This window comes from Halomicrobium urmianum (assembly GCF_020217425.1).
GTDB classification, from domain to species: Archaea; Halobacteriota; Halobacteria; order Halobacteriales; family Haloarculaceae; genus Halomicrobium; species Halomicrobium urmianum.
This window is the reverse complement of the sequence record NZ_CP084091.1, coordinates 154,084-180,004: the sequence shown is the minus strand read 5'-3', so window position 1 is coordinate 180,004 and position 25,921 is coordinate 154,084. Positions and strand designations below refer to the sequence as shown.

At 56.7% G+C, this 25,921-nt stretch carries 19 protein-coding genes; 14 read left to right on the top strand and 5 right to left on the bottom strand.

Annotated features, from left to right (window positions below; all coding sequences use genetic code 11):
* The first annotated feature begins 201 nt into the window (after nucleotides 1–201).
* The 7 genes from LCY71_RS17730 to LCY71_RS17700 all read left to right on the top strand — a co-directional run bounded on the left by LCY71_RS17730 (nucleotide 202) and on the right by LCY71_RS17700 (nucleotide 12,000).
* Nucleotides 202–2,667, top strand: a complete 2,466-nt coding sequence (locus LCY71_RS17730; RefSeq protein ID WP_225336256.1) for a DrmE family protein — start codon at nucleotides 202–204, stop codon at nucleotides 2,665–2,667.
* A gap of 202 nt (nucleotides 2,668–2,869) precedes the next feature.
* The gene (locus LCY71_RS17725) at nucleotides 2,870–6,577 is read left to right on the top strand and encodes a helicase-related protein (RefSeq protein WP_225336255.1); all 3,708 of its coding nucleotides are present in this window, start codon (nucleotides 2,870–2,872) and stop codon (nucleotides 6,575–6,577) included.
* Nucleotides 6,578–6,579: 2 nt separating this feature from the next.
* Complete coding sequence (locus tag LCY71_RS17720; protein WP_225336254.1) at nucleotides 6,580–8,529, top strand: MrfA Zn-binding domain-containing protein; 1,950 nt, start codon at nucleotides 6,580–6,582, stop codon at nucleotides 8,527–8,529.
* Nucleotides 8,526–9,413 carry a phospholipase D-like domain-containing protein gene (locus LCY71_RS17715; protein ID WP_225336253.1) on the top strand — a complete coding sequence of 296 codons (888 nt, stop codon included), beginning with the start codon at nucleotides 8,526–8,528 and terminating at the stop codon, nucleotides 9,411–9,413. The genes LCY71_RS17720 and LCY71_RS17715 overlap by 4 nt, the downstream gene beginning before the upstream one ends.
* Before the next feature lie 219 nt (nucleotides 9,414–9,632).
* On the top strand, nucleotides 9,633–9,902 hold the full coding sequence (locus tag LCY71_RS17710; protein WP_225336252.1) for a DUF8139 family protein: 270 nt from the start codon (nucleotides 9,633–9,635) through the stop codon (nucleotides 9,900–9,902).
* Between the two features lie 336 nt (nucleotides 9,903–10,238).
* Nucleotides 10,239–11,246, top strand: coding sequence for a DUF8098 family protein (locus LCY71_RS17705; protein WP_225336251.1), 1,008 nt, complete (start codon nucleotides 10,239–10,241; stop codon nucleotides 11,244–11,246).
* The gene (locus tag LCY71_RS17700; RefSeq protein ID WP_225336250.1) at nucleotides 11,239–12,000 is read left to right on the top strand and encodes a DUF8169 family protein; all 762 of its coding nucleotides are present in this window, start codon (nucleotides 11,239–11,241) and stop codon (nucleotides 11,998–12,000) included. The genes LCY71_RS17705 and LCY71_RS17700 overlap by 8 nt, the downstream gene beginning before the upstream one ends.
* Nucleotides 12,001–12,011: 11 nt before the next feature.
* Here the strand turns inward: LCY71_RS17700 and LCY71_RS17695 are convergent, their stop codons facing one another.
* Genes LCY71_RS17695 through LCY71_RS17685 form a run of 3 tightly spaced genes read right to left on the bottom strand, consistent with a single transcriptional unit; the run spans nucleotide 12,012 to nucleotide 15,641 of the window.
* Entirely contained in the window at nucleotides 12,012–12,701 is a 690-nt protein-coding gene (locus LCY71_RS17695; RefSeq protein WP_225336249.1) for a DUF6339 family protein, read from the bottom strand.
* A gap of 1 nt (nucleotide 12,702) precedes the next feature.
* On the bottom strand, nucleotides 12,703–13,740 hold the full coding sequence (locus LCY71_RS17690; protein WP_225336248.1) for a hypothetical protein: 1,038 nt from the start codon (nucleotides 13,738–13,740) through the stop codon (nucleotides 12,703–12,705).
* Between the two features lie 2 nt (nucleotides 13,741–13,742).
* A complete protein-coding gene (locus LCY71_RS17685) occupies nucleotides 13,743–15,641 on the bottom strand; it encodes a hypothetical protein (protein WP_225336247.1) in 1,899 nt (632 codons plus the stop codon).
* A 188-nt stretch (nucleotides 15,642–15,829) separates the two neighbouring features.
* Between LCY71_RS17685 and LCY71_RS17680 the strand changes: the two genes are divergently transcribed.
* A complete protein-coding gene (locus tag LCY71_RS17680; protein ID WP_225336246.1) occupies nucleotides 15,830–16,945 on the top strand; it encodes a DNA cytosine methyltransferase in 1,116 nt (371 codons plus the stop codon).
* Nucleotides 16,946–16,955: 10 nt separating this feature from the next.
* Nucleotides 16,956–17,591 (top strand): HhH-GPD family protein, encoded by a 636-nt coding sequence (locus LCY71_RS17675; protein WP_225336245.1) that lies wholly within the window; start codon nucleotides 16,956–16,958, stop codon nucleotides 17,589–17,591.
* A 141-nt stretch (nucleotides 17,592–17,732) separates the two neighbouring features.
* On the opposite strand, the gene LCY71_RS17670 is transcribed toward LCY71_RS17675, so the two are convergent.
* Nucleotides 17,733–18,467, bottom strand: coding sequence for a hypothetical protein (locus tag LCY71_RS17670; RefSeq protein WP_225336244.1), 735 nt, complete (start codon nucleotides 18,465–18,467; stop codon nucleotides 17,733–17,735).
* A 180-nt stretch (nucleotides 18,468–18,647) separates the two neighbouring features.
* Nucleotides 18,648–19,178, bottom strand: coding sequence for a hypothetical protein (locus LCY71_RS17665; protein ID WP_225336243.1), 531 nt, complete (start codon nucleotides 19,176–19,178; stop codon nucleotides 18,648–18,650).
* 352 nt (nucleotides 19,179–19,530) lie between these two features.
* Here LCY71_RS17665 and LCY71_RS17660 point away from each other — a divergent pair, with 352 nt between their 5' ends.
* The 5 genes from LCY71_RS17660 (at nucleotide 19,531) to LCY71_RS17640 (ending at nucleotide 25,776) form a co-directional block, all read left to right on the top strand.
* A complete protein-coding gene (locus LCY71_RS17660) occupies nucleotides 19,531–20,304 on the top strand; it encodes a hypothetical protein (protein WP_225336242.1) in 774 nt (257 codons plus the stop codon).
* Between the two features lie 66 nt (nucleotides 20,305–20,370).
* A complete protein-coding gene (locus LCY71_RS17655; RefSeq protein WP_225336241.1) occupies nucleotides 20,371–21,897 on the top strand; it encodes a DUF8048 family protein in 1,527 nt (508 codons plus the stop codon).
* A gap of 138 nt (nucleotides 21,898–22,035) precedes the next feature.
* Nucleotides 22,036–23,925, top strand: coding sequence for a hypothetical protein (locus LCY71_RS17650; RefSeq protein ID WP_225336240.1), 1,890 nt, complete (start codon nucleotides 22,036–22,038; stop codon nucleotides 23,923–23,925).
* Nucleotides 23,925–24,995, top strand: coding sequence for a hypothetical protein (locus LCY71_RS17645; RefSeq protein ID WP_225336239.1), 1,071 nt, complete (start codon nucleotides 23,925–23,927; stop codon nucleotides 24,993–24,995). The genes LCY71_RS17650 and LCY71_RS17645 overlap by 1 nt, the downstream gene beginning before the upstream one ends.
* Before the next feature lie 31 nt (nucleotides 24,996–25,026).
* Complete coding sequence (locus LCY71_RS17640) at nucleotides 25,027–25,776, top strand: DUF6339 family protein (protein WP_225336238.1); 750 nt, start codon at nucleotides 25,027–25,029, stop codon at nucleotides 25,774–25,776.
* The last annotated feature ends 145 nt before the right edge of the window (nucleotides 25,777–25,921 follow it).

Sequence of the window (25,921 nt, the reverse complement as noted above, 5' to 3'; positions counted from 1 at the left end):
GGTCGGTGCGTCTCCGACCACTCTGACTGGAGGGGGGAAGATCAGTCGCCACGGTGTCACTTCCGCATCTGGGCACGGGACGGTGACGAGATTGAGGATCGAGACGTAGGTGCCAACAAGCGAGACGGCATCGGGATTCCAGTAGTACTCCTCGTTCGAAGTTCAGTAAACTATTATAGCCTTATTCTTTTTGTCAGAGTTGTGCCGCTCAGCGCGCTCTTTGACACGCCAGCGGTTAAGTCGCCGTTCATCTCGTCTGGCAATCTCGCTGACGAAGAGCGACTAGTTCACTTCCCGACCACGACGAGAGTACACGCAGGCCTCCTCAGCGCGATGGTAGAGCGTGGCCAGGACCTCGTCGTCGTCACGCCGTCCGACAGAGCCGAATTTCTGCACCTCCACGCCCTCGAAGCACTCTTCGGGCCCAAGGTAGATGGCCGTAACGCGGTCTTCCTGCTCAGCTCCAACACGCAATTCCGTGAACGGTTCCGGCAGCTTGCCCCGACGTCGATTCGGCCGCCACACGACAAGTCTCGCTACGCGCGTGAGGAGACCCCGATAGCTAACGTGACGAAAGACGGGTCCCTAGCGACAGTAACGAAGAACCTGAACCATCCCGACAAACCTGCGCGGTTTCTCTTCTCGTACACGAGTACGCGTATTCCGTCGGACGATGTCGGAGACCGGGTTCGGTGTGTGATCTACGACGACTCTGTAAAGTACGACGAAGAACGTCTCCTCCGATTACGGAAATGGAAACAGCGAAACGACGTGCCCGCGATTGTCTACTTTACGAGCAATCCGACGTCAGACCTGGTGGAGAAACTACGTGGACGAGCATTCCTCTGGACGTGGCCACCTCGGCTGTTGTCTGCCGTAGTCGAGAGTGATCGAGACAGTGGGCACGAGTGGATAGGTACCGACGAGGAAGTGAGTCCGACAACTCGCCGGGCACAGGTCGTCGCTAAGCGGGAGCACAACCGCGTTTCGGGGCTCTCTATCGACGTCCATACGTGCGGTGACGGGGACCTCCTGACAGCCCTCAAACGGGCGAACGACCGTCGAGCGAGGTTCGAGTATTTAGCACGTGAGCTGGACGCCGACATCCTCAAGCGTGGACAGCAGCTCGTGCGGTACGCTCTGGGGAGTTTCCGCGAACTCTTGACCCCTCTAGACGTGGCCGACTTTCACGCCCGGCGGACGACGATATCGAGCCGGCTCGCGCAACTTGATCGGTTCGCGGGTCGCATCGCGTCCGATCCCGAGGCGAATCCCGCAACCGGCACGTTCCGGGACGTAGTCTCGGCTCTCGAAGAGTTGGAGGAACTTTGGGACGATGTGCCTGCGAGCGACAAGAAACAGGGCGTGCTAGTTGACAACCTGCTCTACGGTGCACTCGACAGAGGGGACTCGATTTCCGTCGTCACCGCGACAGAGAGTCAACAGCAGGCACTCAAAACGTTCCTCCAGTCTGAGCACGCTGCTCTCTACCGCGACCTGGGTGACGACCTCTCGATACACGACACTCACAGTATTCGCTCGGCCGACCCGACGGACCACGTCGTCCTTTACGGCGCACTTCGGTGGGGCGACCGTGATCTCCTCCGTACCGACGTCGCAACAGACGCTATCGTCCTGGCGTATCCCATCGAGATGGGCCTCCTCCACTCACAGGTGGACGCCTTGGAGGATTCCTTCAAGTCGATTGCGGACACGATGTTCTGGAACGTGATCGACAAGCTGACCCGTATCGCTACGGACGAACCGGCGGACGTCGAACGGGTGAACATTGACCTCCCCGAGTACGAGGAACCCAGTACGAGCGACCTCGGTGAGGACATCTCCGTAGACGAGGCCGAAGGAGAAGACCTGGGCGAAATCGTGCGAGGGTACGAGACAGATTACGAGGACAGCGAAGACTTCGACCCAACCGAGTACGAGACATCCTCCACGCACCAGACGACCACCTCTGGGGGACGGACCGAAACCGACTGTCTCGACGTCCACTTCAGCGACGGCCTGTCCATGTATCTCCGCAAGAACACCGAAGTGTACACCGTGCGCGAAGGCCACGACAAACTGTTCAAGAAGACCGCTTCGCGCCTGAAGGAACACGATGTCGTCGTTCACCTGGAAGACACCGACGAGATGCGTGACCAACTGTACGCATTGATTCGTGAACGGGGAGATGTCGGACTGTACTACTACGCGAACCTGTGGAAAGTCAACCTAGAAGCCGCCTTGGAGGAGACCGGTGACGACCTAGACGAGTTCGTCGAGAAGATGGAGCAACAGGGTCTCGACAAGAACCGCGGCACCTACGAGCGGTGGTACGAGATGGAAGTCCACCGAACGCGCTCAAAGAAGAGCTTCTGGGCTATCGCCGATGCGTACGATCTCGACGGCGTGAAAGAGAACTTCAGCCAGGTGTGGAACGCCGTCCAGGAGATGGAGACGATATACAGTCGCCTGAAGAAAGCACTCAGACAGACAGCACTTCGATCTGCCGCCGACGGAACGCTAGACGACGTAATGCTGTCGGAGAGTCCGGACATCCGACTCAGCGACTTCGAGATCGGGAAGTACCTCTTCCGACTCGAAGTCCAATCGATAGAGGAGGGTGTTGAGGCCAAGAGTTCACAGATAGGACGATTACGTGGGCTCTGACCAATTCGTGAAGTCTCTGGTTAGTCGAGACTTCGTCTGAATGAACTGTGCCATCCTGGTTCCTGCTGCCGCCTCCTCTAGTCCGAGGCTGTTAGACGGCGACTGGAACGAGTGGACCGAGTAACCCACTCCCAAGCTAGATTTGTCATCCCGGATCACTCTCGCTCCCTAAACTTATGAGACTCTGCCATGACGAGAGCACATGGGCCTCGGGCCGCGTGAAATTCCACCACAATCCGACTCTCGCGGGTACGTTCGACCACCGGACGACGCGTACGAGATAGACGAAGACGACAAGGAGTATCAGCAGCACCAAGCCGTCAACAACGTTCTACTGGAACGACTCGTCGAACGAATCACTGGACGAGGCGACTACGGTCAGACCGTCTACGACGTCAACCCGAAGGACCAGTTCTTCGCGGGCGCACTGGCGAGCCAGTACCAGTACCGCGAAGCCCAGGAGTCCGACGACGCGTTCGGGAACATCGCCACGCGGGTCGCACCCTTCACTATGGGGCTCCAGTTCAAGCTCCCGGCGTCAGTTCCGGACGACGAGACGGTGACCATCAATCCTACTGCGAAGGTCTACTACCGCCGTCTACCGACCTACGAGGAGCAACAGGAGTTCGGTGGGCCCGTCGGATTCGATCCGGAAATTGCTGAGGACGATGCGCTCACACCGCCTGAGGAAGACGAAGAGTCCGAGGCAGAAGATTCCGAGGACGAAGAATCCGGGGAGTATGCAGGAGACGATGCGTCACTAGAGGAACTCCGACCAGTGTACGAACGAGTTCAGATCGAAGCTGGCCCTCTCACAGTTACCGCGGGCGACGTAAAGCGAGCCGCAAAGTCCGACGGCGAGCTACCCCCACTCACGGCCGACGATGCGCTGACGGACGCGATGGAGACCTACCGGCAAGACGAGCGCCGGTACTGGGAGCCTGACCCACCGGAAGAGGTAGACAGTCGTAACGAGGACAAGATTCCGGAAACTGCTCTGGAAGACGAGGAAACCTTCGAGACGTTCTTAGAACAACGATTCAGTGGAGACACGCCGACGCCGGTGTGGGATTTCGAGATCTCACTTACAGCCCAATACGACGAGGACGACATCATCGTCTCCGTCTCTTTCGTGAACAAACACGGTGTCGAGTATCCCGATGCACTTGACCCTAAAGGCGAGGAGTGGCGGGCCTTCTTCTTCGACGTCAACTCCGAAGTTTCTGTCGAGGAGACCCCGATTGAGCCGTTCGTCTCCGACGAGATCAGGAACGAGTACCACTACGATCCCGAGATGGATGGTCTCGGACGCAACTGTAGCGTCGAACGAACCGATCCCACCACGATAGAGACGGTGACCGTTCCGATTCACGAGCAGCGGAAGTACCGTAGCCGGGAGACGCTCTCAGCCCCGTTCAGCGACTTCGCGTGGGGGACTATCGAGACGCACTTGGACCGCATCTCTCGGGAGATGGAAGAAGCCCGGGAACAGTACGAGTCGATGCGCTCCGAAGTCCTGACCGACCGGAGCGACGAAGCACGAGAGAAGTTCGACGAGAACTTGGAGGCGTTCGAGAAGGAACGACGGCGCTTCGACCAAGGCCGGAAGCTCATCCGGGACGACGTGGGCCACAGTCGAGCGGCGTTCAAGTTCATGAACCAGACGTTCGACCAGATGGGGGAGAAGTACGAGGAGTGGTACCTCTTCCAGATCATCTACATCGTCATGGCCATCCCGGACGTCGTGGCCCAAACCGAAGATATCGACGCAGAGGACCACTGCTTGGACGAGGTTGACGTGATCTACTTCCCTACCGGTGGTGGGAAGACCGAGGCGTACCTCGGCCTCGTCGTCTTCACCGCGTTCCGAGATCGACTCCGGGGGAAGGCTCACGGGACGACGGCGCTCACGAAGTTCCCCCTCCGGCTACTCTCCCTCCAGCAACTCCAGCGTATCGCGGACGTCTTCGCGCAAGCAGAGCTGATTCGCCGTCGTGAGTGCCCAGACACCGACGAGTTCAGCCTCGGGTACTTCGTCGGGAGTGGGAACACCCCGAATCAACTGATGGAGACGGACGAAGACGGCAATCTCACCGACAACATCAGTCTGGTAAAAGAGGAGGACAGTCGCTACGCCGAGAAGTGGAAGATCGTGACGACGTGTCCATTCTGTGGTGAGGACGCCGTCAAGCTGGACGGCGACTACGACCGGATGCGCCTCCTCCACATCTGCACGAATGACGACTGTGACGAAGAGGAACTCCCTATCTACGTGACGGACCGAGAGGTCTATCGGTACGCTCCGACCTTCGTGGTGAGCACTATCGACAAGATCGCGGTAGTCGGGATGCAACGCCGTTTCCGTACCCTCTTCGGACGGTTGAAGAAACGCTGCCCGAAGCACGGATTCTCGGGAGAAAACCAATGTCTGGTTGCGAACCGTGGATACTCGCGGTACAGTTGTGACGAAGACGTAGATGACGTTAACCCAGTAGACCCTCCGTCGATCCTGATTCAGGACGAACTCCACTTGCTCCGAGAGGAGTTCGGCGCGTTCGATTCCCACTACGAGACGTTCCTCCAAGAGTGGGCCAACCGGGTCGGTGACGGCTGGGACATCAAGAACGTCACCGCGACGGCGACGATCAAGGGTGCCGAGAACCAAGTTCACGCTCTCTACTGGAAGGACGTGAACACCTATCCCTCTCCGGGTCCGCTCCTCAAACAGTCGTTCTACGCGTACGAGGACCCCCACCGACTCGGTCGTCGCATCGTCGGTTCGGTCCCGCACAACGTATCGCGGACGTACGCGTTGGTCGAGGTTCTCCGTGAGTACGCTGACGTCATTCAGCACTACCAGCGAAACCCGGACGAACTCTCGGCGGCATTAGAACGAGAACACCATCGCACGACACCGTATGGGGAGGTCGTTGACCTCAATCTTCCCGACGAAGATTCAGAGAGACGGAACGCCGTCCTGGATATCTTGGAGTACTACGATACGCAAATCGCGTACAATATCCAGAAGGTAGACAGCGACCGTCTCCAGCGTGCCGTCCCCTCCATGATCAACCCGTGGCTGGAGACACGGGACGAAGAACGCGACCCGCTGAACTCCGTAGTGATGAGCGGTGAAACGGGGTTCGATGTCGTTCGTGATGTGTTGGGACGTCTCGAATCGGAGGATCCCGACGATCCCGTGGATATCGTCAACGCGACCAGCATGATCTCCCACGGCGTTGACGTGGACACGCTGAACTTCATCTCGTTCTTCGGGATGCCACGACAGACGGCGGAGTACATCCAGGCGTACTCTCGGGTCGGTCGCCACGTCACGGGTACCGTCTTCGACTTGTTCAACCCGATCCACGTCCGCGACCGCTCTCACTACACGCGGTTCGACAGGTACCACGACTTCCAAGACCTCCTCGTCGAAGCGACCCCACTGGAACGCTGGGCCGAGTTCGCGGTGAACTGCACGATGCCAGGTATCTTCGCTGCGACGCTCCTCCAGTACTACGACGAGCAACTCGAATCCTCCGCCGGGCGCGTGTACCTCTACGACTCGTTCCGAGAGGCACAGCGTGCGGGCGATCTCGACAAGGACGAGCTCCTCGAATTCGTGAAGCGGTCCTACTGTGTCACGTCCGACCAGCGTCCCGAGTGGGCGGAGGATCGGACAGTCGATCTTTACGAGCGGAAAGTCGAGCGGGAGTTCGAAGACATCTGGGAACGGTGCATGTCCGGCCACCCGAAGGACGGTTACCAAGGATGGATCGGGAACATGATCAAGCGTAGTGAGGACGACCGAGGACCGATGCGGAGTCTACGGGACATCGACGAGCAGCTCCCGATTGACGTCGATACGGGTACCGCACAGGTGCTGAATATGTTCGACAGGAGGAAGTAACGATGGCAGATTCAGAGATGAAACGCGGTCTGGCGCAGGTGATGTACCGATTCGGTCCCGAGTCGCTCTTTGACTATGGGCGGCGGGGACTATCGATGAAAGTTTCCCGTTGGGAAACCGACAAGATCGACTCGCTCGACGCGAACTACGTCGCGGAACAGATCGCCACTCACGCATCTAGCTTCCGGAACGACGACGAGGACCCCTGGGTAGACCTCACGGTGGACGACGTGGATTTCCGCCGACCGAACCGCGTCGTCGGATCGCTCTACCCGCTGACCATGTACTGTCAGAACCGGAGTTGCCACCGGGTCGTGAGTAAGAAAGAGCCCAGTCACTTCGTCTACACCAACGGAGAGTGTCCCGAGTGTGGCGGTGAACTCCGTCAACTCGCCTTCGTTCTCGTACACGACTGCGGGAACATGATGTCGATCAACCCGCAGCCCTGTAGCAACCCGGACCACGGATACGACCACATCTACCTCAACAAGCAGAACATCAACGACCCCCTCTCGTGGTACTTCTACTGTGGTGAGTGTGGCGACTTCTGTGGGAACATGTCGAAACGTTGCACCAAGTGCAACAAGGAACGAGTCTACTTCCGTCCGATAGCGAGCAACTCCGTCTACTACTCCCAAGGCGACGTCCTCGTCAACCTTCCAATCGACCAACGATACAGCGGCGAGATCGAATACGGTGAGAGCTGGGCCCGCATACTGATGGCCGCTCACCTCGGTGACCTCGACGACGTCGTCGAAGAGGAGGGGAAGACCTACGAAGAACTCGGCCGGATGACGACGGACGAACGCGACGCGAAACGCCGGGAGAAGCAGATAGAGGAGCTGAAGGAGAAAGTGGGAGCAGAACAGGTCGAAAAGATGATCGAGAGCGGAGTGGATCTCGGAGACGTCTTCGACGTCGCGGAAGACACGATAAAGGGTTCGACGCGAGAGGAGGTCGTGGAAGAGAACCGCGAACGTGTCGAGGTCCCCTCCCAGCGAGGCGGCGATAGTGACGTAGATCAGGCGTACTCGACGCTCTCTCACGAACTCTTCACCTACCTGCGCTCGACTCAGGGATACGAAGGGAATCTAGACGCTACAGACGGGATGGAACGACAACCCACTCCTCTGTCCCTAGACGGTCTCTTGGAGCAGGATGATTTCCTCGAATCGAACCCGGAGGCAGAGGTATACCCGGAAAAACTCCAGAAAGTGAACATCGCGTCAGCGTGGGTCGTGGACAATCTCCCCCTGCTGAACTACACGTTCGGGTTCACCCGCGACCGCCCCGAACGGTCGCGGACGGACCTACAGCCCTTCCCGCATCCCCGGGGTGAGGACAGCACCCCTGTGTACGTTGACCAAACTCCCTCTGAGGCCATCGTCCTCCAAGTGGACCGATCCGCGATCATCGAGTGGCTGGACGAAAAGGGAACAATGCGTGGTGTCGAGCGTCCCGATACAGACGATGAGAGTGACCTCAAGGAGTGGTTCTTGGAGAACGTGGACACCAACGAACTCCGTGACCACTACTCGCCCATCGAAGACGATCTCACGCGGGAAGTGTACACGCTCCTCCACTCGATGAGCCACGCGCTGATGCGGACGGCGAGCGGACAGTGTGGTCTCGACAGCAACAGCATCTCGGAGTACGTGATGCCGAGCATTCCGGCTATCTTCCTCTACGCGAGTAGCACCGAACACTTCTCCCTAGGAGGGATGCACACACTGTTCAAGACGAGGATTCACCCGTGGGTTGACGAGACTATCGCGGACGTCCAGCAGTGCGTGTACGACCCCGTATGTGAACACGAGGACGGTGCCTGCCACGCGTGCCTCCACATGAGTGAAGTCGCTTGCGAGGGTGCCAACGGGAACCTCGACCGCCGATATCTAGTCGGCGGCGACAGAGGTCGAATACCCGCGTTCTGGGAGTCAGAATACGTGTGACCGACGACCACGACGCGATTTGCACGAACTTCGCGGTGGTCCGCCAGTTCGACGACCTTGACCGTGTCGTCGCTATCCGGGACACCATCTTGGCTCTCAACCGCAGTGCCGTAACTCGGGCCGACGTAGATCGGGGATTAGAAACACCGCTGACCACCCGAGAAGCGGCTGCCCTCTTCACGTGTCTCCAGAAGAACGGAGCAGCGACTCAATCGGCGACCGACGAGCGGGGTTTTGCGGACTACACCTTCGAGGTCGATCCCTCCGAAGTAGACCGAGTACTGACCCAGCAAGCCGCGGTGATTGCATCAGACGGTCGTTCCTCCCAAACGGGTCAGGACGACGGGGTTGAGTTCGTGGCTACACTTCCGGGAGGATTCGAACCGACCTCCGCACGTGTCCGTTCGATCCCCGACATCGCATCTACCATCCGCAACCAGGTGTTCGACGCCGATTCGTCGGTACGGATCGCCAACCCGTACTTCGACCCATCACTCGAACTCGTGTCCGACCTTGCGAGTCTCCCCCGGCGAGATATCGAGACACGACTACTGACACGAGAAACCGCAGACGAGGAAGGCGATACACGAACGACGCTCAACAAGATGTGGGACCTAATCGACGAGGACCACCGCGACAACTTCGAGGTGAGAGACCTCTACCGATGGGACGAGAAACAGGGATCTCAGGCGTTTGCGACTCACGCGAAGATCGTGATCGTTGACGATAGGGTCTGCTACGTCGGAAGCGCAAACCTGACCGATACGAGTCTCTCGACTAACTTCGAGTTCGGCGTCGTCGTCGAAGGTGACATCGTTGAGGACGCTGCGACAGTGTTCGACGAAGTGTTCGAGTACTCGCACCCAGTTGATCTGCCGATATAGTCGGTGATACTGCTCGTGTTGCGGATTTACCGGCTATTTGTCTGTGAGTTCGTCTGCTTTGTTGAAACCCTTAGGAGAAGATGTGTTTCAGTAGACGCACTGAATCATAGTGGAAGTCTTGCACAGTGGTTGTTCAGGTTGCAGTCGTTGAGTCGGTCAGTACAGAGGCTACACACAACTTGAAGGAGATTTTTGTATGATGGCCCCCGCCTTACCAGTATGGAGAATATTCCCCAGCCTTCTGACTCACCATACGAAGTCGGGCAACGAGTTCGTATTTATCTGAGCGACGATGATATAGATGCACAATATCATGGTCTCGTCTGCGAAGTCATCGGGGACGATCCAGATAGCTTGGGCGACATGACTGGCCGAGATATTGATAGCCATCACTACCGTCTTCGTCGGGTTGAAACCGGTGAGGAACTCCCACTATCCTTTCGACACGAAGACCTCGTACCAGAGTCCGAATGGCCCGTTCGTGAGTGACTGGTCTCTTCCCTCAATTCTCTGAATGATTATACTCCAATAGTGAAACCGTAATGAGCAACTTGTACACGTCTCTGGATCAACTGGCCTGACAGAAACGCCAGCGGTCGGTACACCAGGTCTACTGATCGGCTGATTCATCGCGGTCCAGTTGGAACATACAAAGCCGGCTTGCTGCATCCCCTCTCTGTATTCAACGTCCGCTTCAAATCAGTTGCTGAGGGTTTCAACAGAGCCAGAAAGATACTTATGCGAGTAGCAAATTGGTGTTAGTACACTTACTCTCACGTACTTCGTGTCGAACACTCAAACGCCCATTCCCGAGGTAACACGGTAATGCATCCGGACGCCCCACCGGACGAGTCTAACGTTCTCGAAAAAGTCGAGACTGCCCTGAAACAGGCAGTGAGAGAGAACTCCGACCTAAACTGGGAGTACGGGACTCGGATCAAGCGGCAGAAGTACACGTACCTTGCGGTCAAGCACTTCACCGGTGACGATGAGGCGTTCCCGGTCACGTATAGCTGGTACAAGTTCGGGGCCGTGATGCCAGCAGCTCCGAAGTCGGGAACAGTCGGTCCAGCGAGCACGCAGATGCCCACACCAGACGCACGCGAGTCGGGGATATTCACGGCGGCTTTCGACGACATCGTCGATTTCTACCGACGCAGTGACTTCACACCCGGCTTAGACCAGGACTGGTGGTACGCGAGCGACCTGGACTTCCTCGCGGCATTCTACGAGTCACACGCGCCAGAGGAGTATCGAGACTTGTACCTGGGGAACGTGGCGCTCCGACAGCACCTCGATTCCGCCTTAGAGGAGGTTCGGACGGCTCGACGGGAATCATCAGCAGATCGGCCTTCTCCGGTGTTCGGAATAGAACAGTACGAGGACGTCGGGCGTGCTGCAGCTCGAATGCACCTCGGCTTGGTTGGTATCGACTTCCTGAGTCAGACTCTCGACGAAGTCCGAGAGTTTACGAATCTAGTAGAGGACGCGTTTCTCGTCCTCAGTCAGACGCGTGCTTCAGAAGTCACGGAGTCACAGGTGACCGTGCTGGAAGAACTGAAGCAGGTCTACAACGAATGGATCTGGGAGTATCCCGCCCTTTTGATGTCGAAAGAGACTACGAAGGGCCCGAACGCCCCGACCTTGCGGAAGTGGTCTGCCCAGAAGCACTTCTCTGTGGAGGACAACCTACAGAAACACATCGACAGTGTTAGTCAATCATGTGTGGATGCTGGTCTAGTTCCGACCTCAGATCAGTACCCGGAACACGACGACGACGTGGAAACTATCGGTCGAGCCGTCGCGCTCCAGGCGATGCGTCGAGATGAGTGAAATTGCACCCGCAGGGGACGTAGAGGACGTATTCACCGATACCTGCGTGTTGTTCGCTTACGCTGTCGAAGGGGAGGCAGACGCAAAAAAGCTCTTCGAAGACACCACTCTCGACAAAGTAGCCAGCGAGCGCATCAAACGCGAGTTCGTCTCGGTAGCTGATCGGCACCAAGACATCCACCGCGAGCTCTTAGAGTTAGCCGCGACGGACGATCTGGACGAGTACGAGCCTACCGATCTAGACCAGAAGAACGACGTTCGATACGTCATCAACCTATACTCCGACCTCACAGAGATGGACGACGTTGAAGTGGTTCGTCGATTGAACGAGCTGATCAATCGGCTGGAGAAGGCGAGAAAAGAACTCTTCGACACCGACGGAGTCCTCACTATTCTGGCCCTTGATGGAGTTGACGCTCAGCTGGTTGGCCTGCTACGTGGTGTCGTCGAGAATGAGGACGATATCAGAGTTCTCTGTGATGCAGCCGCGTGGAGCCGAAACGGCGGCTCGGGTACATTCCTCACTGAAGACACTGAAGACCTCTTGGGGAGCGACGACGATGCAGGAAGTGCTGTAGAAGGGGGTGAAGCGGATGAGAGCGGTGATGGTCTACCCGACTCCTTCGCGGATTTCTTGGGCCCAGAAAACAAGTCCGTACCGGAGCGAATCAACGATCAGATAGTAAGTCGCTACGATACTGACTCAGCGTTAGAGATCCTCTCGATAGAAGATTTTCTCACGATTGAGGCCTAAGTGAAACGCCCTTACCGAGACTCGGCAACAATCTGTCTGATCATCTCTCGTGCCTCGTTCTCCGACAGTCCTTCAAGCTGCACGTTCGTCAGTGCGTGATTGAACCGCCGTGTCGTCTCGTCTATGACACGCGACGGTTCGTCTGCGAGTTCATTACACATGGCTCGTACAGCGGGCTGGTAGCGCGCGAACCAGCGGTCGAACACCTTGTTGACCATCGTCTGGTTGGCAAAGACCGCGTCAGTCGTCGAATAATCGTCACCACGCGAAGTGAGTTCCGCGATCCACCAGAGCCGGTGGATGGCGTTCGAGTACAAGTCGGAGCCCGCACCGAGGAATTTCTCTCTCATCGCCTCCTCGGAACGATACTCCCAACGGTGCCGGACGAGATCGGGATACCGCACTACTGCCAGCCAGTGCCAGAGGCCTGGATCGCCCGCGGTTCGTCTCGTGATATCGAGACCACGGTGGATCTCTTCAGCGAGTGCGCCGTCTATAGCTGTATCGTACTCGGGGTACTCCTCTAGCACCTGCTCTACCGCCGAGTCGATCCTGTCGAGATCGGCTGTCGGACGACCCGGCATGGGCTCGACGTACTCGGTCAGTTGTTCGTCGGTGATCGCTGCCTCGCCCTGCATGAACGATTCACCGACGAGGCGACGTCCATCTTCGGTCAGTCGGTGTAATTCTGTTTCGGTCACGTTAGATCTGGAGGCCCTCCTCCATGAGATGGATCAGCTGCTCTCGTGGATCTATGTACTCCTGAAGTTCGCTATCGATCCGCTGCATTACGTGGGGAAGGGTTTGCGGGTCAGAGAGGTCGTCTTTGAGACGGTGTGTCGCTTCTGATACGTCGCTAGTTTCGTAGAGGTTGCTAGCAAACGTCTGGAGTACCATCTCCTGCCACTCGTGTTCGACCTCGCCCTCTACGTCTACAGCACTCCTAGCACGAACAAGGAGTTGTACCCACACACCGTAGCTCACCTGGTCGAGTATCACGTCACGCATCCGCGCCTCGGCCCCGACAGATCCTCTACTCTGTAGTACCTCGGCAATACGGGGATGATCGGAGTTGATCCACAACTTAGGACGACTCTCGTTCCGGAAGTCGAGGTAGTAGAGCTTGTTCCCATCCGGGAGGTGAGCGTTTTGTGAGAAACGCACTTGCTCACCGTCAATTGCAGCTCGCTCGTCGTCTTGGGGTCCATCAACGACGACGTAGTACAGCGTCCCACTGGCGACGCGGAAGTTCTTCTGGTCGGCGTACTCGTTCGAACCATCTCCCGGACGAGATTCAGTACGAACGAGATACGGACGAAGTTCGACCGTGCCCCGGACAGTACTCTTCGGGACTTCTATCGTTACGTCGTATTCCCCTGGAGTCGTAGGTGCCTCGGAGATGACGACCCGATCACGGTAGATCGTTTCGTGACAGCGAATGGTGACGTAGAGTTTGGCAGGGAGGCGTTCCCGTTCATCTTGTGGAAAGACCGCCTGAACCGTCTCCTCGGGCAGTCGAAGCTTCCCGTCGAGAGTGAGGGTCTCCCAGTCCGGATCGCCACTGCTGTCAGAAGACGACAATGCCGATGCGAGGTTGATCTCGGTCTGCCCTGGCTTCAGGCCGAGCGCTTTTCGATTCCCCTGGTCAACAGCGAAGGAGTCGAGTTCAAACTCGACTCCTTCGTCTCGGTAGCTGAACGGAAGTACCGTACTACGGTGTCGTTGGGAACGTCGGCTCACACTTAGTCCCCCTCCGGAGTCTCCAACTCCGCGAGTATCTCTAATTGGGTCGCACCCACGTCACCGTGCACTAAGTCAGCGTCACCGTCTGAATGAGAACGACCAGTGAACGAGATCTCTCGAACGTTTTCGTCGGCGACTAGATGAGCCCGTCCCTCGTCGTACGACACGGTTACGTCCGCTTGTTCGATCTCAAGGTGGTCGATAGGGATGTCGTCGTAACGGGATCCGTCCTCACCGACTCCGGTGAGTGAGATGTCGGCACTCCAACCATCGAACTCCTCTGGAAGTACTTCGACTCGACCAGAGATTGTCCACGCGTCGCCATCGTAGTGGGACGAGCTATCGATCTCGAAGACAGGGTCAGCAGGTGATGTCGTGGACCGTGGATTTCCGCTCCCGTGAATGGGGAACCTGTTCAGAACGTTGTCGGAGAGGGTGTCGCCGTTGCTTCCCTTCGAGATTAGGTGACGAAGGCCGTCACGCAGCGTTCCAAACATGTCGTCGAGTGCCGTCCGGAATCCACGCTGGTACTGTTCGCGGAGGTTCTCGGTGGATTCCCACTCGTCGTGCTCAGGCGGTTCGGCGAACCGCAGGAATCGGTCGATCTCTCGATCACTATCTGATGGGGACCTTTCCGACCGCGCTTCGCCGGCTGCTAGTACGCCGAAGAAGTTCCGGTCACCGTAGGCGACACGACTCTGGTCGTAGTACTTGACCACCATTCCCGCACCCCGGAACAGCGCGACGTTATTCATGTACGTATCGTCGTCCGCAGGGGATGCGAGGCGAGCCGACAACCGTACCGAGCCGTCGGGAGTCTCGGTCCCATCGGCACAAGGCGGTAGATCAACCGGGATGTCGAGTCCAGCAACGTCTCCGGGGTCAACCAACGTCTGAGCGTCTGTAGTCCTCTCGTCGTAAGCCTCGACGAACGGTCGAATCGCCGGGACACTCTCGACGTCGGCCGTCAGGGTCTCGTCGGGCGTTTCGACCGTGATTTCGAGGTCACCCCGATAGATCGCTGGCCAGAAGTACTTGACAGAGGCCTCAACGAACTCCTGTGCGAGGTCTTCGACGTCTGGTCGCTCGTCTCGCGTCGGGTCTTGGAACTCGACGACCATAGCGCTCGTTCCGCTGACTGCGGGCCGTTCCACGTGCAGTTGTTCCGCGAGCCGCGACGCGCGCTCTCCCCAGAAAGACTCGGGGCGCGGGCCATCGTCCGTCTCGATAGGCTGGCAGAGCCACCCCGCACCTTGGTACGTCGTATCTTCCTCCGGTAGTTGGTGTGTAGGGAACTTAGAACGGGCAATCAGTCGCGGGGAATCGTCTTCGCGCTCGCTGTGAGCCAGGTGTGAGTTGAAGACGACCGTCGAAGCGCCCGAGAACGTCCATAGTACGGACTTACCCAGGCCGTACGAGCCGCCGGCAGTGTCGTCCTGCTTGCTGCTGTAAAGCTCGTCCCGTACTAACGCGGCATAGTTCGAATCTTCGTCCCAGGTTCCGGTTAAGCCGGTCGTGTTTCTGTCTTCGACGACGAGGAGGCGGAGTTCGGCATCGGGGTCGTTGACTCGTTCGACGACCCGTTCGTAGCGATGGCCATTGTGTGTGTTTGAGACCGCTCGCATCCGTTCACCGAGTCCATCGTCCCAGCCGAGTCCGTCTAGAAACTCCTCTTTAGCGTCACCAGTGAGCGTGACGAAACGGAACGTCACTTCGACTGGATCGCCGTTCGAGAGGCCCTGATCGTTCGCGTTTTGAAGAACCTCCCGGACGAACGCCTCAGAGTCGTGGTCTACGGCGTGTTTGGTCGGATCGTCGCCATAGCGTGGTGCTCCAGGCCCACCACTGAAGAAGAACCACTTGGCCGCTTCGTTGATATGAAGTTGTTCCTGGTCCATGCTATAAACCGGTATGTTCGTACGGAACTATGACCACCTAGTTAGTATTACTGTTCCGCGTCGATGAGCTCCGACAGACGATGTGTGAAGAGGTCAAAACCGACTGACACCGGGGACGTTCGCGCGGTGGCAGGTGGGGACGACGACTTTGCCGAACGCTTATGTGATGATACGCGGGAAAGAGGGTTATGAAGGTAGCCGCAGTGGACCTGTTCTGTGGGGCCGGCGGGCTCAGTTATGGCCTCCAGCAATCCGGCATCTCGGTCGTCGCAGGGATCGATCAAGACCCGGACTGTAAGTACCCGTACGAACAGAACATAGACGGCGACTACGTCAGAGCGGACGTCCACGCGCTGGCACAGGACCCCGAACCGATTGCACAGATGTACCCGTGGGATGCGGATCTAAAGGTTCTCGCGGCGTGTGCGCCTTGCCAGCCGTACTCTACGATGGGACACTCGAAGGAAAAAGATCATGAGGACCATCAAAAGTGGGGGCTGCTGAATGAGGTATCCCGGATCGCAGAATACGTCGAACCAGACGTGGTGGTCACCGAGAACGTACTCCAGGTGAAACAAGAGGACGGCGTCTACGACTCGTTCATCCAGAGCCTCGAATCCCAAGGTTACCACGTCAACAGTGACGAGAACAAGAACGTCTACTGTCCCGAATACGAGATCCCACAGAAGCGGAAGCGGTGGGTGGTCATGGCATCCAAGCGGGGACCCCTCTCTCTACCCGACCCCCCGATCCAGAACGAGGACGACTACCCGACGGTCAAAGACACGATTGATCACCTACCACCAATCGAAGCAGGGGAAGTCTGTGACGAGAACGACGTACACAGAGCACGTTCTCTCTCAAAGAAGAATCTGGAGCGTATAGACAACATGGAACCCGGTGGAGATTGGACTCTCTGGGAAGAAGAAGGCCTCGACCACCTTCTCGCGGATTGTCACCGGAAGGCGAGCGGACGCTCGTACAAGGCACCCTACAGTCGTATGCGGCCCGACGAACCCTCTCCGACGATCACGACGCAGTTCTACAATTACGGAAGTGGTCGCTTTGGACACTACGATACGGACCAGAACCGAGCACTCTCGATCCTTGAAGGGGCTCTGCTTCAGACGTTCCCAGAAGACTACGACTTCTACGACGATTGGGAGGACGTCGGCGTGTCGAATCTGGGCCGGATGATTGGTAACGCAGTCCCTCCGAAACTCGGTGAGTACATGGGACAGGCAATCCTCTCGCACGTCGGCGCTGCTGCGCCGTCCGTCGAGTCCTCCGTCGCCGACGACTGAGAGAGAACTGATGTCGTCTGAGACGGAGCGCCGGTTTCGGGAAGACCTGCTCGAATGGGGTGAGGAGAACCTCCGTGAGTATCCGTGGCGTGAACCTGATCGAACCCTGTACGAGGTGTTCGTAGCGGAGTTCTTCCTGACTCAGACGCCGGCTGACAACGTCGCAGCAGTCTATCCGGAGTTCCTAGAACGATTCCCCACGCTAGACGAGATAGCGGAGACGAGTGAGGATGAACTCGTCGAAGCTATCGAGCCTCTCGGATTTCAAAACATGCGAGCAGAGGCACTGAAGCAGATTGCCACGACGCACGATCACCTCCCCACCGAGCCAGAATCGCTTATCGAACTTCCGCGAGTGGGCCTGTACGTAGCGAACGCTACGTTGTGCTTCGGCCGTGGTGACCAGTTGCCGGTGCTCGACAGGAACGTTGAGAGGGTGTACAGTCGGGTATTTCGAGACACGTGGCCAGAGACAGAAGCTGATCAGTTAGCGTTCACGCAGAGACTAGTACCTGACGAGGCCCGTCTGTACAATCTCGCTCTGCTTGATTTCGGTGCGCTGGTCTGTCAGACTGAACCGCTGTGTGAGCAGTGTTTCGCCAACGAGTATTGCATCTACTTCCGAGAATCGGCAAAGCAGGCGTAGCGCTACAAAGTCGCCAGCCATGGTTCTCGGGACAGAATGAGTTTCTTGGCCGATCTGCTTACGTCAATTAAAATTGGCATAGTGATCTTTTGAAACGCTCAGCCACTAATAGGACGGGCATGCTAGATAGCGAGAATGTATTCACCAATCAGAACTGCGTAAACGAGGATCGTAGTTCATGATGTCATTGTACATCTTGTTTGAAAGCTCTAGGTCTGTCTTGAACTTGTCCCTAGCATACTCATCAAACCAGTCATAGAAGTCTGCAACGGCCTCTCGGTAGTCCAGAATCTGTTCAGTCACATCAATTCTGTCATCCAGTCCTGTGATATACTCTTGTGCAGTTGCGTTCCACCCATCCCACTCTAAGAGGTCTTCCTTTTGAACGATAACTCGATAAATATCGTCTTCGTCGCCTCCAGGTGAGTGGCTAAAGCGGCGTAACGGTGGTAAGGTCCGTTTCTGGGTGTAGTGACGCAACTGCGTTAGAAAATGGGCGCGCTCCGAAAGCTCATAATCCATTATCGTTGAGGAATACGTGTTTTGGAAGGATTCGTCCCCGTACTTGTTCACGAAGCGTTGGGTATGGTTAATGAGGGAGTATATTGCAGTCACACAATTGTGGAAAAGCCGAGAGTATTCCTGATCAAAGTCTTTTCTTTCTTCAGCTGTTGTCCCCTCATACCCCTCAAATTCGTCCCACCAGCTGAACTGCTCATATAACTCATCGCAGTTCTGCATGACGGCATAAACCATATCGTTGATCCGTTCTAGGTCATTCTCAATCTGAGTTCCTTCCAAGTCCTCATATTCGAGTAGCAGTCTCTCCCGCCGGTCCAAGAGCTGTTGAAGTTGTAATGGTTCCAAATCACTCATGTGTACGTGTTAAGAAGATACATTTTGTAATCTATATTCTCGCTGAAGTTTATTGGGTCCCGGCAAAACACCAACTGATAGTACGTGTGTTTGCATACAGAGGTAGGTTCACCAAAGCCCCTTTAATCATCCACCTTGTCGGATCCATCTCTTTAGCTCATCTTCCGGACATTCAAGCCCTTAATCGTCTTCAATCGGTGCGTTAATCTCCTCCCGTAGCGTTTCTGTCGCCTCTTCATAGGCGTCCATAAACCCAATCCACGGCATCTGACGGTGATTAGGTGGGTTACGTCCTGGGTTTTGTATCTTCCACTGAATGAAATTCAGTGATTCGCGGAACCGTCCCAATGCCTCCTCCATATCATTATACTGGTCATCGGTTAGATAGATCTGGTTCTTCCGCATCACATCCCGATACTCATCTACTGCCGGCTTGATGTCATTCATAAAATCCTGCTGTGAGATTGAGGAGGGGCTGTTTGACGCCGTATTCGAATTATCATTCAAAATCCGGTGAGTCGTATCCAGTTGCTGAAAGAGCTCAACCAACGATTCAACTTTGAATCGGATCCGTTCCTGCGATTGAAGTCGCCGATCCTGGGCCGCCTGCTGCCGGTGAAGGTTCGCTAACGCACCTACGTGCTGAAGCACTGCACCGATCACCACACCCACCACACCTAGAACCGCCGAGTCAGGTAGGCCAAACACCATGAATAGGTGTGGCAAGCAGAGTCATAAGAATACTCGTATCTCTTCCGAGAGCCGGAATATCGGACCGTAGGAGGTCCCAACGCTGGCACCTTAGGAAACAACTTGTTTTGTGTTTCCGAAAACATGCCATGTACCCAGCACGCCTACTGAAACTCATCACCTTACGAGGTTTCTTCAATACAGCTGCGTGAATCGGACTATGCTTGAGTACCGTTTTCAGATAGAGGCTTTAAACTGGGCCACCTTCTAAGCGCATACCAGTGACACTCTACACGGACTCTACACAGATGTACTCTGCAGAGAGCTCTCTTAGCGGATCCCAGAGGTCTGAATACGGGATAGGTGATCCCGTATGACTTCGGATGGGGGACCGGCACGCGAAGAGCCACTAATCCTCCACTGTTTCGCGGACTACGGGACGGAATCAGAGGTCCTCAGCGACTTCGGGAACGTAATTCGTGTCGGAATCGACCCCAAGGACACAAACGAAAGTACGCCGATCAAAGCAGACGCCCACATCGAGGACAAGGAGTGGGACCTCCCGATCAAGGACGACGTTACGTTCGATCTCGGACTGTTCCACCCAGTCTGCTCACGATGGGCGGCGACGACGAGTATCTCGGGGGAACCCGACGAGCACGAGAACATGATCCCGAGCGCACGGATGCTCGCGGAGAAGTACTGTGATCACCACATCATCGAAAACGTTCCGCGCGCACCGCTTGACGATCCCGTCGTTCTGAACGGACGGATGTTCGGTATGCCAATCGAGTACAAGCGCGCTTTCGAGACCTCCTTCGAGGTTCCACAGCCACCACGTGAGAAGCGGCTCTTGACGACAGATGGACCGTCTGAGAAAGCCGAGACCTCGTCGTTCTTCTTCTCAGAACGCTCCAGAGAGTGGTGGGCGGCAGTCAAAAACTACCCACCAGGACCGTATCCGAAGAGTCACATAGCGAAGAATGCGATTCCTGCACCGTTCATCTACTACCTGGTTCGAGTGTGGTTGATGGTGTACGAAGACGAACAAGGGATTTCGGATGGGCGTGTGGACTACTCCGACTACGACGCGCGGATGGACGTCAAGCGTAAAAAGGATGACAATCGCCAGTTGGACGAGTTCTGATTTGCAACCACAGAGAAATCCGATACGGACAAGTGGGTCGCAGGGTTCGGTAAGGGGTACAGTCTGATGGACGAGAACGAGTGTCGAGTATTTCTGGATCCGGATTCGAACTCGTCCTACGTCGGGGACCCATTCGTCGGTGTACCCGTCTCCAGCGATATCGTTGAAGCCGTCGCTGCCCAGTATCACGTAGAGGCCGATTCACTCGCTAGGGGTCTGCGAGAAGTGCAAAGTACGTCTGTAATCGACGTTGAAACGCTCTTCACGGGCTTCGACCCTCTTCCTGTTGGTCGAAGCGACGACGGGTTGTTGTACGTGTTAGCAGAGGCGGACGGATGTTGGGACACTGTGGCCGGTCAAACCGGCCTCACAGAAGTTGGCCGAGACGCCGTTGCGACCGCTCACGACCGGCAGGTCGGAAAGGTGATTGGAGACCGAGAACTGAGCAGTGGGGATGGGTTCGTCGTCTCCTGTTCGGAGTTTCCCGTAGACGCTATTGACGACATCGTAGCGGTGGTGGACAAGAGCAGACTGACGAATCGACAGGCGACGACGTGGATCCTCTCACAGTACGTCCCCGGTAGTGACGCAATCGCCCGGATACTCTCGCTTCCCGAGTCAACCGTTCGGTCGGAACTCGCCACCGTTGATAAGACTACGCGCCGGAGTGCAGCTGAGACACGAACGCTCGACGTCCCGGGACCACTCACTCGACTCGAACCGGATCCCCAGGCCTCAACGTGGATGGGGCTCGATTGGTCAAGATGGTTCGACCTTCGAGACTCGAAGACACTCCGTAAAGAACTGCCACGCCGCCCAGGCCTCTACCGGGTTCGACACTCAGAACTCCCAGGTCTGATGTATGTGGGGGAGTCTGGTTCAGATGGGGGCGTTCGACAGCGCGTAGGGCTTGATCTCTCGGCCGGAGTGAGTGAATCGGGTCGGCAGACGGGAGACAAACACGGTGCTGCCAGTCCCCTTCAGCAAATTACTGAGATCGCGGGGGGTAAGATGGAGGTCTCTGTCACGACACCCCCGATATCGGCGAATCGGAGACATCGTCGGGCCATAGAGGCGACTTTGGTAGCTATTTGTCGGCGGGAGATCGGCTGGACTCCTATGGTCCAATTGAACCGAGAGCCTGCCGAGCACGTGAGCGGTTCCTACGGCGAGTTGCATCAGGAACTAAAGGACATCGCAGAACGGTCCTCGTATACCGTACCGTCCTGGCAGCCTTGGCGTGACGTGACCGCCCAACACTGGTTGGGACTCGGCTGGACCGAGAGCCGTCCGCTCTCCGAGCGAGACATGATCGACAGTAGCGGGATACACGCGTTTCGACTGTGGCGCGGGGACCAAATGGGGGAGCGGTGGAGTCAAACAGTTCAAGAAGTGGGTACGACCGGATCGATATCGAGTCGCCTATTTAAACTACAGAACGAGTATGGAGACGAGGTCCGTTTCTCTGTCGTCGCTCTCGATAGACTAAGTTCAGACACGTATCGTCGGTCCCGTGAACTTAATGAAGTCCGCCTCGATCTCATCGGTGCACACTACTTGGCAACTGGTGCTCCCCCAAGTGAACAGTTCTGATCGCAAACGTGGAACTACACCGAAAGCACACCGCACATATTTATGTCGACGGGGAAGCGTTGTGGCAATTATGAATCGTAGCGCCCACTTCTCTGATACATCTGCAGTCACATTCGCTAACACCGAAGGGGTGTCGTGATGAGCGGTCAGTGGGGATTCACAACCTCTCGACCGACCGATGCGCGATACGGTGACGACGTCGCAAAGTACGCGATGTCGCACGGTGAACCAGGGCTAAAGACGTTCGTTCGAGAGGTTCTGCAGAACTCGAACGACGCACGGTTAGACAACGATCAACCAGCACGGGTCACGTTCAAACTGGAGTCGTTAGAAGGCGACGAGGCCATAGAGTACCTCAGAGCACTCGATATCGATACGTGGTCAGAGCACGCTAAATTAGCGACAGACACAGAGAGCGGCAAGCACATCGCAGAGGCGATCAAGCGTATAAAAGACGACGAGAAGATCCGAATTCTAACTATCGAGGACCAGAACACAGAAGGTCTACTCGGTGAGGAGAACGCCGACGAATCGAACTTCACTGCACTAGTCCGTGACGTCCTGTTCAGCAGTAAATCAGGAGATACCGCCGGCGGGAGCTACGGTCTAGGGAAGGCTGTCCTCTGGCTGTACTCTGGCCTGTCACTCGTCATGTTCAACTCAACGCTGAGCGAGCCCGACCCGAAAGACCAGTCCCCTCGATTGATCGGTCGCACACGCTTACCGACGCACAAGTCGGAGGACGGAGATACGGTGTACCAAGGGCACGGTTGGTACGGCGGTTTGAACGGCGACGAGGAGGGCGCGAGGCCAGAGTCCATCTGGGGAGAAGAAGCCGAATCGATAGCGGACGAACTCCAGTTGAGTCGTCCAGACGGACCGGGAACGAGTATCCAAGTTGTAGACTTCCGCGTACCTACAGCGGAAGAGCGACTAGAAGACGAAGAGTTAGCAGACCAGATCACGGAGATGGCAATCGAATGGTTCTGGCCCGCGATTTATCGTGGTGATCTGGAGGTAGCAGTCGAAGTGGAGGGTGAGACAAAACAAGCAAGTATCGACGAGTATCCGCAGTACGAACCCTTCACAAGCTGTCTCGACGACCGCGTTGACTCGGTCAGTCAGCTGGACGAACCCGGAGATGTCGCGCAGGCGGCCATCTCACTCGACGTCCCCGAGAAGAACGACGGCAGTGGCGGTGCAGATACCCAACTCGACTTGCTGGTCCGACGTGCAGATACCGGAGAGTATCAGCATCGGAACGAGGTGGCGTTCGTCCGAGGTGCGGGGATGGTCGTCGAGTACTACGACCGAGATAGAGTCGTCGTCGGAAATCAGGACTTCCACGCCGTCCTCCTCGGTGGGCGCGCACGACCATGGGGAACCGACGAGAGTCCACGAGATGAAGACACTACCGTAGAGGAATTCCTGACCGCTGCGGAGCCACCTCAGCACGACGAGTGGGTGCGAACGGAGACACTGGCGAACACCTACTCCAGGGGGTTCCGGACCGCAGTAGAGGGTATCAAGTCTGACGTGACCGAAACGTTACGTGGACTCGTCGCGCCCGACGTTGACCGAGGCACGACTGGGCCTCAGCGTCTGGGAAACCGGTTCAATATTGGAAACGAATCACGAGGTGGTCGTTCTGATCGTGAGTCTCCCAGTAGTCAGCGCGTCACCGGAAGCACAAACATCTCGTTCGACGAGGTGTACACACACTGGTCGTTCAACGGTGAGGTGGAGCCTTTGAGCGACCAGAACGAGATACGAGCAGTCACCGTCTCCTTGATCCGGATGGCCGAGGAGAGAGCGACGTCGGACCGTCTTCCCGTGCAGAACATCTCGTCAGATACGGCTGGAGTCTCAATATCACTCCCGGAACAGAATGGAGTCCAAGTCGGGCGGCTGGAACCGGCTCCTGGAACATCGAAGATCTCCTTCGAGGGTGTGTCAACAGAAGATCACCGACAAGTCGAGACCAGATTGAAGGTGTCGGTTGACGTGGCAGAACGGAGGGACGAGTAATGGCGACTGTCAACGAGGGAGTCGAAGGAACAGAACCGGACGAAGAAGGAGAAGATGACGTCCAGACAGGCAGCTTAGTCAACCAGTCTCTCCCGCATGAGTACGAGGAAGAGGGGCTCGAATTCGATGTCGAATCGTTCCGTCTAGATGGGGCTCCTCTCGGTGATAGAGGAAACCTCGACGAGGACGACCAGTTTCTATCGCTGGTGGACGAGGGTAACTGGGAAAGTCTGGAGCTGGAAGGTACGGTTTCCGTCGAACAGGATACTGTTGAGGAGATCTTCCCGTTCGACGAGTGGGAAGAGACGCCGGGTCGCCTCGCACTGGTGAAGGAGAACCCTCTCGCAATGAGTCGGGACCGGCAGATACTCGCCGACTCTCCCCTAGATGGAGGAACCTACGAGTTCACTATGAGCATCAACCGTGACGACCACCGTGGACGAGTGAAGATCAAGCCGTTCCTCACCAGAACCGAGAAAGGCGGCTCTGGTGGGTCGAAACACGCGTCAAAGATCGGTGCACGAGTCGCTGATGGGCTCTCGTGGATCGTTCGACTTGACGAGCGGGAGGACGGTGGAAGCCTTCTTATGCCGATCATAGAGGACTTCAGCGACTACGACAGCTTCCCCGACGAGAACCATATCCACTATCTCAGCCTGGAGGCGCCGCGAAATCCCCAACTCTATCTGAACCAGGAACACCCACAGGTGGTGGAAGTTCTGAACAATACGGGAGCTACGGGTGGGCCACCACGGCTGCGCGATGTACTCTACGACTACATTGAGCACTCCGTCTGGACGCAGCTACTAATGCAGACAGCACGGGACACGAGCCCCGACACCGGCGAACCAGAGTACCGGTGGCAGGAAGACGTGTTAGACATCTTCTTGGACGATTTGTATCCCGATCTCGGGGAGGACGAAGCGGCGATCCGACTTGCCGAAGACGTTCGCAGTCACGTCGATATCCCAGATCTCGTCCAGCGGATCGAACGTGCGGTGCATCAGCAGTACGACATCCCGTCCGACACGACGAATCTTATCGAGGAGGCGATCCAGAGTGGCGACTGAACTTTACCACTTGCAGAGTGCGGCCCACCCGATGATCGACAATCGCTTCCTCGCGGGCGAGCGGGAACTCACCGAGGACGACCTTGGTCCGTACTTACAGCCGCTGGGTCGTTCCATAGACCTCAGTCCTATAGACGAGCGAATAGAGGAAATCCGTGCTGACGACGACATCGACGCTCAGGACTCACTCATAGACGCCGAGTTGGCTCCGACACTTCACCGTACACTCGACCTGACGCGCAACGAGGCGGCGGATGCCGGTCTTTGGCACTACCTTTGTGTCGTTCGATTCCCGGAGTTTGTTCACTACCGGTGGGACCACGTCTTCGATCCAGAGAGTCCAGGGAACATGGAGGAGAAGTTCCTGGGGGCTGGGACGGACGCATACTCTAACGCACTACACCGGATCTGGTGGGGTGCTGAGCTCACCTACGAGGAAGGTGAGTCTGGAGAGGTTGAGGATCGGGACTACAGTAGAACGAAGCAAGTTCTCCGTTTCCAAGAACTCGCCAACGACGTTCTAGACCACGATTTCGCACGGTACATCCCTGTTACGCACGCATGCGGTGACCTTCTCTGTCACGACACACTGAACGAAATCAAGGAGGAGGGAACGTACGACGATCCACCGTCGAACAGTAACATCGTAAGCCGGACGACGACACTACTCCGAGAGGAACTTACGGTTCGACGTGTCGAGATGATGGACGACGACGATATCGTGGAGACAATAGAGGAACTCCGTGACGACGTGATGCGTCGAGAGGCCGGCTGGTCGTAGCGCGGGACTCATTTTCGCAGCTACGCTCACCTGTAGCAGTGAATACTTCTTTGCGAATTGAGATCGTAAAGTGTCCACAAGATAGTCAGGAGAGAGTATCAACGAAGTCTTTCTGTCCGACAAGGAGGACTGTCTGGAGTATCTC